Origin of the sequence: Leptospira dzoumogneensis, from assembly GCF_004770895.1 — a bacterium.
Classification (GTDB): Bacteria; Spirochaetota; Leptospiria; order Leptospirales; family Leptospiraceae; genus Leptospira_B; species Leptospira_B dzoumogneensis.
Genome location: NZ_RQHS01000005.1, coordinates 835,112 through 848,546, shown reverse-complemented (window position 1 = coordinate 848,546; position 13,435 = coordinate 835,112). Strand labels below are relative to the sequence as shown.

Here is a 13,435-nt window from a genome sequence, read left to right as displayed (position 1 = left end):
GGATCTCCCTAAGCGTGAATCGCCCACTTGTCTACGGCCATAGCGGCCTCTTTTACGACTTCGGACAATGTAGGATGCGCATGGAAAGAACGTGCTATATCTTCCGAAGAAGCACCGAACTCCACTGCAACCGCCAGCTCAGCGATCATATCCGAAGCTCTAGGCCCGAACACAAACGCTCCCAATACCTTATCCGTTTTTTTATCCGCTAAAATTTTGACTTGGCCTTCCGCTTCGTTCATAGCCTTAGCTCTTGCATTCGGCTTGAATAATGACTTACCAACTTTGTATTCTACACCGGCAGCTTTTAGTTCTTCTTCACCTTTTCCGACCCAAGCCATTTCAGGCCAGGTATAGATAATGCTCGGAACCGCGGCGTAATTCACGTGTCCTGATTGACCTGCGAGTAATTCAGCAAGTGCAACACCTTCTTCTTCCGCCTTATGAGCAAGCATAGGTCCGTCGATCACGTCCCCGATTGCGTAGATACCGGCCGCACTGGTTTGGAAATGAGAATCTACCTTGATCCTTTTTCTCTCTGTCAATTGGACCCCGGCTGCTTCTAATCCGATCCCATCGATAAATGGCTTACGTCCAACTGCTACAAGCACTACATCCGCATCTAGTTCGGATTCTTTTCCATCAGGCGCGGCGATCTTTACTTTAGCACCTGATTTAGAAGCAGTCGCTCCTAATACCTTATGTTCGAATAAGAAATTAAAACCTTGGGACTCTAAACTTCTCTGTAACAAGCTGCCGAAAGATCTGTCTACCGTAGGTAGAAGTCCTGGTAGTAGTTCCACCACTGTAACCTCGGCACCGAGTCTTCCCCATACGGAACCTAACTCTAAGCCGATCACTCCCGCCCCGATCACTACCAGTTTTTTAGGAACTGATCTTAGATCGATTGCATGGTCGGAAGTGATGATCGACTTACCGTCTACAGGCAGGCCGGGAATATCGATCGGAACAGATCCCGTTGCTAGAACGATATGTTTTGCGCTAATGACTTCTTTTTTGCCGTCAGCTAAGGCAACTTCTACCTGGCCGCCGCCGAGCAATTTACCAAAACCCTCATAACGAGTGATCTTGTTCTTTTTCATCAAGTAGTCTACGCCGTCCGTGACTTCCTTAACGATAGTATTCTTGCGCTCCATAAGTTTGTTTAGGTCCAGAGTCACTTTTCCGACCCCGATCCCATGGATATCGGTCTTATGTAAAACTTTATGATATTCTTCAGAAGAATCCAAAAGTGCCTTAGAAGGGATACAACCTACGTTCAAGCAGGTTCCTCCCAAGGTTTTTCTTTTTTCGATGATCCCGGTCTTGAATCCGAGTTGAGCCGCTCGGATCGCACCCACATAACCTCCGGGGCCCGATCCGATCACTAATACGTCGTATTGTTCCGCCATGATTCCTTCTATTCCTTAGACTTCCAAAAGAAGGCGGGTCGGATCTTCGATCGCTTCTTTTACTTTTACGAGGAAGGTTACCGCTTCTTTTCCATCTACAACCCTATGGTCATAAGAAAGAGCAACATACATCATAGGTCGGATCACGATCTGATCGTTCACTACCACTGCACGTTTTACGATATTATGAAGTCCTAAAATTCCACTTTGAGGCGGGTTCAGGATAGGAGTGGACATCATGGAACCGTAGATCCCTCCGTTGGAGATGGTGAATGTTCCACCTTCCATATCGGATAGATCGATCTTTCCGTCCTTCACCTTATTTGCGAGGCGAGCGATCTCTGATTCTACCTGAGCGAAACTTAAAAGATCAGCGTCACGAACGATCGGAACTACCAGACCTTTTGGACCTCCAACAGCCACACCGATATCGAAATAGTTTTTATAAACTAGATCAGTACCTCGAATTTCCGCGTTGATTGCAGGAACAAATTTTAATGCTCCGATCACTGCCTTAGTGAAGAAACTCATAAATCCTAAATTGATATTATGCGCGTCTTTGAACTTGTCCTTATACTTAGCGCGAAGATCCATCACAGCACTCATATCCACTTCGTTAAAAGTAGTGAGAAGAGCCGCGTTATGTTGAGCCGCAACCAAACGATTTGCGATCGTCTGGCGAAGTTTAGTCATCGGAACTACGTTTTCTCTCGGAAGATTACTACGAGAAGCGGCAGGAACCGCTTTAGGAATTTCAGGAGAAGGAGCAGACTTAGCCGCTGCCGGAGCCGCGGAAACCGCGGCCGCAGACTGTTTATTTGCAATTGCGTTTAACACGTCTTCTTTGGTGATCTGTCCGTTCTTACCGGAGCCGGAGATAGAAGCAGGATTTAATCCGTTATCATCTATCAATTTACGAACTGCAGGAGGAAGTGTATCATTCTGCGCTGCGTTAGTCGTGTTAGTTGGTGCTGTATTTGTTGTGGAAGGAGTGCTTGGAGTAGGAGTGCTTTTTGCAGAGGCAGAAGGGTCAATGATTCCGATCACTTCTTTGATCTTGACCGTCTCGCCCGGTTTCTTGTTAATTTTTTGGAGAACTCCCGCCGAGGGGGCTGGCACCTCCATGGTCACCTTGTCGGTTTCCAATTCCACCAGGATCTCGTCCTGTTCTACTCGCTCGCCTTCTTTTTTTACCCAGTTTGCTATTGTTGCTTCCGTAATGGACTCACCCATTTCGGGAACCTTGATCTCTATCGACATCTTGATCCTACGGAGGTCGGTGTATACGTCCCATTCCGGGACCGCCTCCATTTCACTTTCGGAAAGCGGAAAAATTCTGTAAAGCCGTTCTTGTCAAATCGGTGTTTTGGTTGAATTTTCCCGAAATCGCACTCGATTTTTAGTCCGCTTGCGGTTTAAACTTACGTTCCGTTTTTCCGATCTCTTCGTCGCTGATCTGGTATTCCAATTGCAGGAATTCTCTGAAATCTATTGACTTATGATGGTCCCGGTCTCCATCGCATTGGCGGTTTGCTTGGACGGATTTTGTCACGCCTGCTACAGTAATCGGCTTTAAGGTCAGGTTCTGGGTAACAGGACATACTCCCGGTTTAGGAGACAGTCCATTATACGCACAGGTTCCTCCACCTTGCACTTCTTCCGGCTGCGGATCCAGGCCGTGTTCATCCTCGAAAGTTGGATAATTCTCACCGTTATAGAAACGACGGTACATTTTTCCCCAGATAGGAACCGCAAGAACCCCTGCAGCCTGACCTCTTCCGAGAGAGATAGAACTCTTATCAAATCCAAGCCAAATGACAGTGGTCAATTTAGGATCAAATCCGCAGTACCAAGCATTTGTAAAAGAAGAAGTGGATCCTGTTTTTCCGGCAGCGATCCCTTTGTAATTTCCTTGGTCGGGAGAATGAAGTCCATTCGCTGCAGTTCCACCCATGGCAACCATGGTCAACATTTTGCGAAGAATATAGGCTGTTCCTTCGCTAATGATCTGGATAGAACCGTCTTCCGCTTCTTTATCTAATTCTTCTCTGACTTTTAGTTCTTCGTTATAAATTACATTTCCTGACTGATCGATCACATACCGAACGGAAAGTGGGATCACATTTCTTCCCTTATTTGCGATGATAGAATATCCCACCGCCATTTCATAAGGAGAAAGTTCCGCAATTCCCAATGCAAGAGCAGGGCTCGGCATAAATCTACTCTTATCAGCTTTTGTTAAACGAGAAGCAAAATCTATGACAGCATCCGCACCCGTGCGTAGGAACACCTGCACGGAAACTATGTTTAATGACATGGAAAGCGCCCTGGAAAGAGGAACCATTCCTTGGAAATCCCCGTCAAAATCCTGAGGGGACCAACCTTCTCCTTCTTCCGTAAGCGTGGTCAAAGGTGCATCCATGATCCCGGTTCCGGAACCTACGATACGTTCTGCGATCGCAGCTCCATACACGAAAGGTTTGAAAGAAGATCCAGTCTGCCTTCTCGCCTGGACCGCACGGTTGAATTGGTTTTTAGGAGTGAATTCATAACCTCCGACCATGGTTTCTATATAGCCGTTGGTATGATCTATAGTGATAGCAGCGCCTTCTACGTGAAGGTTTTTGCCGAATACTGCGGATCTTTTTTGGAATTCGGTGAATGCGGCAGATTCATTATCCGCGGGAAGAAGTAAACTGAGCACATCTGCTGAATCGATAAGTTCTTTTTCGAGAGCCACCCTAAAGTTCGCCTTATCATCCAAACGGCTTACAAAAGTAGGAGCCACAGGGAATAAGGAACCTATAAAATTATAAAGTCCGACAAGACCTCGATCCGCACCGCCCGCATAATTCACTGTAACACCTGAAACCAGGTCATCGTGTTTTTTGAGGGCCTTGCGAAGTTCGTCTTGAGCGATCTCCTGCTTGCGGATATCTAAAGTGGTGTAAATTTTGAGACCACCGCTGTAGATCCTATCTTCTCCCAATTCTTTTAATAATCTCTGTCTTACGAACTCGGTAAAATGAGGAGCCCTATTCAACTTGGTCCCCCAAGTAGATTGAGAAGGAGATTGAGTGATTACGATCGGCCAGTATTTTTCCCAGAATTCGTCATGAATAGTTTGGACCTTATCTGCCGGAACAAATCCCTGAGAAGCCATCAGTTTTAAGACTTCTATATGAGCTCTTTTAGAAGCCGCAGGGTTTTTATAAGGAGAATAATCCACAGGGGCCTTAGGAAGTCTTGCAAGAAGTGCAGCTTCTGCCACATCCAAGTCGGAAACATCCTTATGGAAATACACATCCGCCGCGGAAGCAAGCCCTGTGGTCCCATGACCCAGGTATATTAAGTTAAAATAAATTTCTAATATTTCTTCTTTAGAATATTCCTGTTCTATCTGAAGAGTGAACAGAGCCTCTACGAATTTACGAATAAAGGATTTTTTCCTATTATTCAAAACGGTTTTAGCAAGCTGTTGGGTAAGAGTGGATCCACCCTGTTTGATCCTGCCTGAGATCACATTGACTGCTGCCGCGCGAAGGATCGCGGAAAAATCTATCCCGAAGTGATTGAAAAAGTTATTATCTTCGACCGAGAGGAATGCTTGGACTACATGAGGAGGAATATCTTGGTATTTTAGAAGTTGTTGCTTATGACGATACAACTCCGCATACACAACACCATTGATATCATATAAACGAGTTGGAGTAGTAGGTTGGTAAGAAGCTAAGATGGCAAGCTCTCCCCCCTCGTCCACTTCTGCGATAATGTATCCGAAAAAAAGACCGCCCAATAAGGCTAAGACCAAAAGTGTTTTTGTAGCTCTGTGAATTCCTTCGCTAAATAGATTCATACGAGTTTGAATTTCATTCCTTCTCTAGCCAGTACAATGGATAGGTCCTTAGCTCCAAGATTTTCAGCATGGGTTCTGGCGTCATCCAAGATGATGGCTAAAATTTCGTCAGAATAGGCGGGTTCATGGTGGGTCAAGGCCAGTTTTTTGACCTCCCAGGAAGAAGCACAATTGACCGCCATAGTATAAGAAGTATGGCCCCAATCGAATTTTTGGAAGGATTCGTCCAGAGTGTACTGAGCGTCCAAAACCAAAAGATCCGCCCCTTTAAAGAAAGGTTTTTGCTCCTGGATGAGAGGAAAATCCTCACCATTATACTCGGCATCGGTGGCAAAAATAAAACTTTTCCCGTTTTCGGTGAATTTGTAAGCGATGGAGCCGCCGGGATGTTTGAGAGCCAGCCATTCTACTTTAACGCCGCCGATTTCCAGGACTTCTCCTTTTTGGAGTCTATGGAAATTTCTTTCTGAACCGAAATGATCGAAATGGATCGGAAAAAATCTGGGTTCTTGTTGGTATTTTAATCTCTCCGGAAGATCTTCTAGGGGAGAATAGAAGGTGAACTTATTTCCAGGAATATATAACGGTTTGAAAAACGGGATCCCGTGAATATGATCCCAGTGGGTATGAGTGAAAAATACGGAAGCTTCTCCCTTTCCTTGTCCGAATTTTTCTTTGACCAAGTCTTCTCCCAAAACTCTGGCTCCAGTTCCAAGATCCACGACCAGTTCGACCCCGGAAGAACCGATAATCCGAACACAGGTAGTATTTCCGCCGACCACATAATTCAGAGGTTCAGGCAACCCATCAAACCATTCTTCGGGAGAAGAGAAAGCTTTTCCCTCCGACTTGGCGACAAGTCTCAATATGGAAATTACTTTCTCCCTGTATTCCTCATTCGATAAGGGGGCAGGAATAGAGCCCCGGACTCCGTACAAGAAGATTTCCATCTTAGGAACATTTACTATATTTCGCCCAAACTGTCAAAGGAAACAAAATCCGGATTTAGGTTGTCGTTCGAAAGGAAAAATGAAAACTAGGAAGGCAATGGCGTCTTTCTCTAGCGGATTCGGTGTCTCAACCTCTCCCCTCGTTCGTAAACTTTTGATCTTAAACATAGCGATTTTCGGGATAGAGTTTATTCTAAGCCTGGCTGCCCCTTCTATTCTTTTGGCAATCCTGGGATTATTCGGACTGACTCCGGGTTTAGTCCTAGAAAAGTTTTTTGGCTGGCAGCTACTGACTTACAGCTTCTTCCATTCTCCTAATATGCTGATCGGATTCCTATTCGAGATGTTCGCATTTTGGATGTTCGGGTCCGCGTTAGAATCCCATTGGGGAACCAGGAATTTTTTACGTTATTTTATGTTCTGTATCTTCGGAGGCGGGGTCGCTACAGTGCTCGCCTCCCTATTTGGATTCCAGCAAGGCACAGTACTCGGGATTTCCGCGGTTCTATACGGGCTGATCACAGCTTACGCATTGATCTGGCCCAATAGAGAACTTTTGTTCTGGGGAATTTTCCCGATCAAAGCAAAATACCTGGCAGTTTTAATATTACTGGTTCTCGTACTATTAGGATTACAATCCGGAACTCCGATCGCAAACGGAATAGGCGGATTCGCTGCCGGTGGACTCTATTTCCTATATTATACTAAAGTAAAATATAGATTCGGGTTTAAATTCCCAAGCTTCTCTTTTTCCAGATGGAGACAAAAAAGAAAAATGGTCCGCTGGCAAGAAGAGATGAAAACCAGAGAAGAGGCAAAAGAAGAAGTAGATCGTCTCTTAGAAAAAATTTCCAAAGAAGGAATGAATTCCCTGAACAAAAAAGAGAAAAAATTCCTGAAGGAAGCTTCGAGCAAATACTATAAGGTCGAAGATTGAGTTCGGCCAGGTTCACTCGAAAGAAAACATCTGCTGGTAGCCGACCTTAAAACCTTGGTCGTATGTATTATCCCTTCTCATTCCATACAAACCGCTAAGGAAAACTCTACCTCCATCTCCTACCTTATATTGAACTCCCGGATGAAGATTGAATGAATCGGAACGAGGAGTTGAGATCGTATCTTCTACAGCCATACGATAGGTAGCTTCTAAAAGAAGGATCCAATTCGAATTTGTTTCGTAAGACAAAGTAGCTCCCGCTTCCATGTAACGATAATATTTCTCTTGGACAGGATCTCTGAATCTGGAATCGGTTTCTCTTTCGTATAAACCGAATGCTTGGAACTTGGTTCTACCGAAATCCAACACGAAACCCAAATGAGGACGGACCAAATATAGATCGGGATTTCTTTCTCCGATCCAAGGTTCGGATGCAGAAGGTCCGTAAACGTTTACACCTCCTCCTATCGAAAATATTCCGAAAGTGAAAAAAGTTTTTAGGCCTGCCTTCCATCTATCCCAACCGCTCCAAGGAGTAGTTCTTGTGGCGTATTGGTCCACATACCCGTACCCCGCAGAAACGGAAAAATGATCTCCTAATTTCAATTCCCCATCCACAGAAATATTACGATTTCGATCATAATCCTTAGAATTCCTATATTCTTTCGCATCCGCACTAATTACAAAAATATTATATACTCCGACGGATTGTCCCCATACCGGATAAGGGATCACATTCTTATCGGAGCCCAAAACTTCCGCAATTGGACTCAGGAATACCAAAAGAAATAAGAACCGAAACTTCATAAGAACTCCAGCCAGAATTCAGGCAAACTAGCTCTTAAATATTCTCTCACTCTTTGGGAAAGAATTCCATAACCTTCGTCGGTTAAGTGACCTCCGTCTAATAACATTTCACCATGGATCAGATCTTCAGGGTCGATCCTTGGTAAGAATGTGACCTTCTCCTTCATTTCTAAATTGATCATGGACGCTGCCTTTACAGGCCAAGGAAGCTGCACGGTCCATACATTCAGAACGATTATATAATCGCAGTGGTCGTTCAGTATTTCTAAGGTCTTGAGTTGACGTTGTACTGTGGCGTCGACCTCTTCCCAAGTGGGTTCGAAATTATTCAGGAAATCATTTACACCGCCGTTCAACATACAGGATCTATATCTCCCTGTTTCGTTTTTGGCTGCCTCTTGGATCTCGTAAGTCCTTCTGCCCGGAAACGCCTTCTTATAAGTCTCAAATTCAGGAAACTGTTCTTCTACAGGCCAGAAGGCAGAGATGCTATCCCCGAAAAGTGCAAAGCTAGGTTTATATAATTTGGATTTTTTGGAATGTGTATCTTGGTCTATCACACATGCCCCTAACAAAAGGGACATGGCCAAAATAAAAACCGAAAACCGAGAGTAATATCCTATATTCATTTTTCATAATGCTCTATAAATTAGGACAAGAGAAGAAAGGATAATGTTCCAATTTTCCTAAAAATAGCGTAACGGTGACCGAAGTTCAACTAAACTTAAAGTGCACTTTAATATTATATTTTCATAATACAAATGGAACGCGGTTCATTTTTGTTCGCACAAAGTGTTCAGAATTATTCCCTGAGTGAGAAACTAAAAAAGAAGATTAGGACTAATGTTCAAATAAACCGATTAAAGACTACAGTCCGTAGTAAAACCCATGGACGAAAACTATAGGCGGTTAGACTCTGGTCTCGAAGTGAGAACTTTTATACTAGACCAAAAATCCATTCGGACACCTTATTATAATCTAGCTTTGGAAGAAGCTCTCGCAGTCCAACTAGTATCCGGAGGATATTCCGGCGGGGTTCGGTTTTGGGAAGGACCCAGGTCCATCATAATGGGTCTCTCTGAAAAACCGGAACTAAGTGCAGGAAAAGAAAATATAGAAAACTTCCTGAACGAATTCCAAAAAAGACAAAGGCCCAAAAAACCTTCTCTCCAAGATCCTGTGTATATTGCCAGAAGAGCAAGCGGCGGCGGGACAGTTGTTCATGAACCGGGATGGAATCTAAACTTCAGTCTTTTTGTTTCCTTAGAAACAAAACCGGAACTATATCCTGTCTCTAACTCTTATAATATATTCTTAGGCCTGATATCTTCCGCTTTAAACAGACAAGGACTAAAAACAAAATGTAAAGGTAAGTCCGACCTTGCCTTGGAACTATCTCCGGATGTATGGAAAAAAATTTCGGGTAACGCTCAATTCAGGAAGAAGAACTGTATCGTGCAGCACGGGACCCTGATCCTGGATTCCAGACTGATCCCATTGGTGTCGGACCTCCTACCCCATCCTCCGGAAGAACCTGAATATAGAAAAGGCAGAGCTCATGATGAATTTGTGACCTCCTTGCCAGCCTCATTTTCCCCCGGAAAATTCAAACAAGACCTTTCCCTTTTATTTGCGGATTATCTGGGGGTTGAAATCATAGGTACCGAAGCTGACCCTTCCTTCTTTCGAAACGTTCGCAAGGCGGCAGATCGGCTGTTCCAGGAAAAATATTCAGATCTAGGCTATATTCTGGGAGAATGATTCTCTTAGGCAGCACCGAGGAAAAAATGAAATACCTTCCCCAACAAGACCCCGAAATTTTCAAAGCCTTACAAGCAGAAGACCAAAGACAGGAACAAAACCTGGAAATGATCGCTTCTGAAAACTTCGTGTCCAGACCAGTTCTGGAAGCTTATACTTCCACTCTTACCAATAAATATGCGGAAGGATATCCTGGAAAAAGATATTATAACGGATGTGTGAACGCAGACGCTGTAGAGTCCTTGGCGATCGAAAGAGCCAAAAAGATCTTCAAAGCAGAATATGCGAATGTTCAGCCTCACTCCGGTGCCCAGGCGAATATGGCAGTCTTCTTAGCTACCATGGAACCTGGAGATTCTTTCTTAGGAATGAACCTGGCCCATGGAGGACATTTGACCCATGGTTCTCCAGTAAATATCAGCGGAAAATATTATAAACCGATCCCTTACGGTGTGGATCCTAAAACCGAGACGATCGATTATGATGCTCTTGCTTCTCTTGCAAAAGAACATAAGCCTAAATTGATCGTTGCGGGTGCTTCTGCATATTCCAGAACGATCGATTTTGATAAGTTCGCAGAGATCGCAAAATCAGTAGGTGCAAAACTGATGGCGGATATCGCACATATCTCCGGATTAGTTGCCACCGGTTATCACCCTTCTCCAATCGATAGCTTTGATTATGTTACTACTACCACTCACAAAACCCTAAGAGGACCAAGAGGTGGATTAATCCTTTCTAAATTAGAAAATGAGAAAGTGCTAAACTCCAGAGTATTCCCTGGGATCCAAGGTGGACCTTTAATGCATGTGATCGCTGCAAAAGCGGTGGCATTCGGGGAAGCTTTAACTCCTGATTACAAAAAGTACATCGAAACAGTACTCGCAAACGCAAAAGTTTTGGCGGAAGTTTTTGTAAAAAGAGGATTCAGAGTAGTGAGCGGCGGAACCGACAACCACCTGGTTCTACTGGACGTTTCCGTAAAAGGTTTAACCGGCGCAAAAGCGGCCGACGGATTGGACGAAGTTGGGGTCACAGTGAATAAAAACGCGATCCCATTCGATAAAAATCCTCCTGCGGTTGCTTCCGGGATCCGTTTAGGAACTCCTGCGTTGACTACTAGAGGACTCAAGCCTGCCGATATAGAAAAAGTAGGAAATCTGATCTGCGATTTCTTGGACAACCCGGACGACGAAAAGACCAAGGAAAAAGTCAAGGCCGGTGTGAAAGAGATCACCCAACAATTCCCGATGACCAATTTCAGATTGGATTAATCCCCTAAGCTAACACACAAGAGAGCCTTATGAAATTTTTTTCGTATATTACAGAGAAGAGAGACGAGGAATATCCGGCCCTAAACGGAGTCCGAGCTATTTCCATCATGATGATCATAGGGCTCCATATCTGGATCGGGGCAAATCATTTTATCCCGAATATCCCGTATTTTTTGGATACCGCTTTAAAAAACCTTACCGCAGGGATCGACTTATTCTTCATATTAAGCGGGTTCCTAATTTACGGAAATCTACTAAAAGAAAAAGTAAAATACGGGAACATAAAACTATCCTTTTTCTATATCAAAAGATCTCTTAGGATCTTCCCCGCTTACTATTTCCTTCTCTTAGTACAATATCTCAGCATGAGAGGAATGCTAAAATCCCTGAACGCTGCGGAAAATTTAGATGCTTCCAAAACCCTTTTAAAACAGAGTTTGACCGAAAGTATTTCCTATGTATGGGCGGATCTATTCTATATTTCCAATTATACGAAAGGAAGATTATTCGATTACGGATGGTCATTGTCGATCGAGGAACAGTTCTATTTAATACTTCCTCCTTTATGTGCATTGTTATTTTTTAAAATTTCAGATTCCACAAGAAGGATCCTACTCGTCGGGCTTTATTTTATCCCGGTCATATTAAGAGCAGTCTACTCCCAATTCGATATTTTACCTACACATATTATATACACTCATAGCGAGACTAGATTTGACTCGCTTATTGCTGGAATGTTATGTTCTGAATTTTTTCTTTCTTCTCATTATTCCAACTTTTCCCAGAAAAAACCGATCCGTTATACTGTCCTTGCTGCTTCTATTATTCTTGCGGCAATAGGCTTTTTGACCCAAAAGACCGCGTTCACCCAAATTTACGCTTATAACTGTATAAATCTTGGCTTTGCAGGGATCGTATTAGTCAGCCTTTCCGAAAATTCTTATATAGGCAAATTTTTAAGTTTTTCAGGATTTCGCCCTATCGCCCGTGTAAGTTACACGATGTATCTTTGGCATTTATACCCGACTTCCGCAGCAATCTCCGTAGTTTGTGGAACGGTAATACAATCCTTAAGTTACTCCAGAACTTTCGCCACTTTTATAGTCGCGGTTCTATTCACTTTCTTATTCTGTACCATCCTATTCTATTTGATCGAGAGACCTTTCTTAAGTCTTAAAGACAAATGGATTGCCCGGCTAAAGGCCCGATCCGCCTCTACACCTAATTAATACGGTAAATACATGCTAAAATTCTTATTTGCTAAAAATGAAGCAGAGATCCCCTCATTAAATGGCCTAAGAGCTCTCTCTATATTTATGGTGATTATTTTCCACCTCGGGACCGGAGCGGGAAAAGTTTTAGTCTCCGACGGGGAGATATTGACCACAATTATCGTAAACTTACAATCCTCGGTAGATTTATTTTTCATGTTGAGTGGATTTTTGATCTACGGCGGATTATTGGATGAATACGGAAGAAATTCCAAGATCGATCTAAAAAAATTCTACTTAAAACGTACCTTTAGGATCATACCTGCATATTACATTTGTCTAATTGTTCATTTTATACAAACTAAAGCCGTCTATAAAATCGGCGAAAAAATGACCTCCCCGTCCCCTGAAATCCTGGTAGTAAAAGAAAAATTAGCGAACTCTCTAGCGAATTCTTGGACCGATTTTTTATACATTTCCAATTTTTTCCACGATAGACTATTCTCGTTCGGCTGGAGTCTTTCCATCGAAGAACAATTCTATTTAATCGTTCCTCCACTATGTTCCATTCTTCTTTTCAAACAAAAAGCGGAAATACGCAGGATCATATTGATCATACTATATTTTATCCCAATGATTATCAGAAGTTTCTATTATCACTTCGACTTTACAACGGATTGGACCAGCTTTCATACCGAGTCCCGTTTTGACGCGATCATTGTAGGGATGTTACTGACTGAACTTGTAAGATGGAAACCTGAGTTCATAAAGAATGCAAGCCGGGCAAAAAACTTAGGCTTTGCGATCGGAGCCGCGTTATCTCTTTGTATTGCGCTTCTGATGAGTAGATCGAATATACATTCGATATTCATTCATACATATTTCCAAATCAGCTTCGCTATTTTATTCATCGCATGTTTATTGGAAGGAAATTTCTGGAATTTTATATTCAGATCGCGCTTTTTCACTCCAATAGCTCGGACAAGCTATACGATGTATCTTTGGCATGGAATGTTCTTGCTGGCTGCCCTTCGTTTTATATTCAAAAATAATCTTCCATCCGGATTAGAAGCGGGACCTTACCTGCTTCTTGGAATTTATACGGTATTATTTGTTTTTGTCGTTTGTGTTCCGATTTTTTACATTACGGAAAGACCGTTTCTCGCAATTCGAGATTATATACTAAAAAGAATGAAAAAGAAAGAGCTCCCAAACTAAGTAAACATC

11 protein-coding genes are annotated in these 13,435 nt (G+C 43.1%); 5 read left to right on the top strand and 6 right to left on the bottom strand.

Features of this window, described 5'->3' with window-relative positions; translation table 11 throughout:
- Positions 1 to 8: 8 nt before the first annotated feature.
- The 4 genes from lpdA to EHR06_RS05385 form a co-directional block, all read right to left on the bottom strand.
- The gene (gene lpdA, locus EHR06_RS05400; protein WP_135756037.1) at positions 9 to 1,412 is read right to left on the bottom strand and encodes a dihydrolipoyl dehydrogenase; all 1,404 of its coding nucleotides are present in this window, start codon (positions 1,410 to 1,412) and stop codon (positions 9 to 11) included.
- Between the two features lie 15 nt (positions 1,413 to 1,427).
- Positions 1,428 to 2,672, bottom strand: coding sequence for a 2-oxoglutarate dehydrogenase complex dihydrolipoyllysine-residue succinyltransferase (odhB, locus tag EHR06_RS05395; protein ID WP_135756108.1), 1,245 nt, complete (start codon positions 2,670 to 2,672; stop codon positions 1,428 to 1,430).
- A 139-nt stretch (positions 2,673 to 2,811) separates the two neighbouring features.
- Positions 2,812 to 5,268 (bottom strand): penicillin-binding protein 1A, encoded by a 2,457-nt coding sequence (locus EHR06_RS05390; RefSeq protein WP_135756036.1) that lies wholly within the window; start codon positions 5,266 to 5,268, stop codon positions 2,812 to 2,814.
- On the bottom strand, positions 5,265 to 6,218 hold the full coding sequence (locus EHR06_RS05385; RefSeq protein ID WP_135756035.1) for an MBL fold metallo-hydrolase: 954 nt from the start codon (positions 6,216 to 6,218) through the stop codon (positions 5,265 to 5,267). The genes EHR06_RS05390 and EHR06_RS05385 overlap by 4 nt, the downstream gene beginning before the upstream one ends.
- 97 nt (positions 6,219 to 6,315) lie before the next feature.
- Here EHR06_RS05385 and EHR06_RS05380 point away from each other — a divergent pair, with 97 nt between their 5' ends.
- Complete coding sequence (locus tag EHR06_RS05380; RefSeq protein ID WP_135756107.1) at positions 6,316 to 7,155, top strand: rhomboid family intramembrane serine protease; 840 nt, start codon at positions 6,316 to 6,318, stop codon at positions 7,153 to 7,155.
- 12 nt (positions 7,156 to 7,167) lie between these two features.
- On the opposite strand, the gene EHR06_RS05375 is transcribed toward EHR06_RS05380, so the two are convergent.
- Positions 7,168 to 7,962, bottom strand: a complete 795-nt coding sequence (locus EHR06_RS05375) for a hypothetical protein (RefSeq protein WP_135756034.1) — start codon at positions 7,960 to 7,962, stop codon at positions 7,168 to 7,170.
- A complete protein-coding gene (locus tag EHR06_RS05370) occupies positions 7,959 to 8,546 on the bottom strand; it encodes an SGNH/GDSL hydrolase family protein (RefSeq protein ID WP_244288502.1) in 588 nt (195 codons plus the stop codon). The genes EHR06_RS05375 and EHR06_RS05370 overlap by 4 nt, the downstream gene beginning before the upstream one ends.
- 343 nt (positions 8,547 to 8,889) lie before the next feature.
- On the opposite strand from EHR06_RS05370, the gene EHR06_RS05365 reads away from it, so the two are divergent.
- The 4 genes from EHR06_RS05365 to EHR06_RS05350 are packed head-to-tail and all read left to right on the top strand — an operon-like array spanning position 8,890 to position 13,426.
- Entirely contained in the window at positions 8,890 to 9,723 is an 834-nt protein-coding gene (locus EHR06_RS05365; protein WP_135756033.1) for a lipoate--protein ligase family protein, read from the top strand.
- 26 nt (positions 9,724 to 9,749) lie between these two features.
- A complete protein-coding gene (gene glyA / locus EHR06_RS05360; protein ID WP_100724946.1) occupies positions 9,750 to 10,997 on the top strand; it encodes a serine hydroxymethyltransferase in 1,248 nt (415 codons plus the stop codon).
- A 29-nt stretch (positions 10,998 to 11,026) separates the two neighbouring features.
- Complete coding sequence (locus tag EHR06_RS05355) at positions 11,027 to 12,226, top strand: acyltransferase family protein (protein WP_135756032.1); 1,200 nt, start codon at positions 11,027 to 11,029, stop codon at positions 12,224 to 12,226.
- Between the two features lie 12 nt (positions 12,227 to 12,238).
- A complete protein-coding gene (locus EHR06_RS05350) occupies positions 12,239 to 13,426 on the top strand; it encodes an acyltransferase family protein (RefSeq protein ID WP_135756031.1) in 1,188 nt (395 codons plus the stop codon).
- Positions 13,427 to 13,435: the final 9 nt, after the last annotated feature.

What these genes read in the sequence shown, in the direction of transcription:
- lpdA (WP_135756037.1), bottom strand. Translation starts at nt 1,412, where the DNA reads ATGGCGGAACAATACGACGTATTAGTGATCGGATCGGGCCCCGGAGGT.
- odhB (WP_135756108.1), bottom strand. Translation starts at nt 2,672, where the DNA reads ATGTCGATAGAGATCAAGGTTCCCGAAATGGGTGAGTCCATTACGGAA.
- EHR06_RS05390 (WP_135756036.1), bottom strand. Translation starts at nt 5,268, where the DNA reads ATGAATCTATTTAGCGAAGGAATTCACAGAGCTACAAAAACACTTTTG.
- EHR06_RS05385 (WP_135756035.1), bottom strand. Translation starts at nt 6,218, where the DNA reads ATGGAAATCTTCTTGTACGGAGTCCGGGGCTCTATTCCTGCCCCCTTA.
- EHR06_RS05380 (WP_135756107.1), top strand. Translation starts at nt 6,316, where the DNA reads ATGGCGTCTTTCTCTAGCGGATTCGGTGTCTCAACCTCTCCCCTCGTT.
- EHR06_RS05375 (WP_135756034.1), bottom strand. Translation starts at nt 7,962, where the DNA reads ATGAAGTTTCGGTTCTTATTTCTTTTGGTATTCCTGAGTCCAATTGCG.
- EHR06_RS05370 (WP_244288502.1), bottom strand. Translation starts at nt 8,546, where the DNA reads ATGTCCCTTTTGTTAGGGGCATGTGTGATAGACCAAGATACACATTCC.
- glyA (WP_100724946.1), top strand. Translation starts at nt 9,750, where the DNA reads ATGAAATACCTTCCCCAACAAGACCCCGAAATTTTCAAAGCCTTACAA.
- EHR06_RS05355 (WP_135756032.1), top strand. Translation starts at nt 11,027, where the DNA reads ATGAAATTTTTTTCGTATATTACAGAGAAGAGAGACGAGGAATATCCG.
- EHR06_RS05350 (WP_135756031.1), top strand. Translation starts at nt 12,239, where the DNA reads ATGCTAAAATTCTTATTTGCTAAAAATGAAGCAGAGATCCCCTCATTA.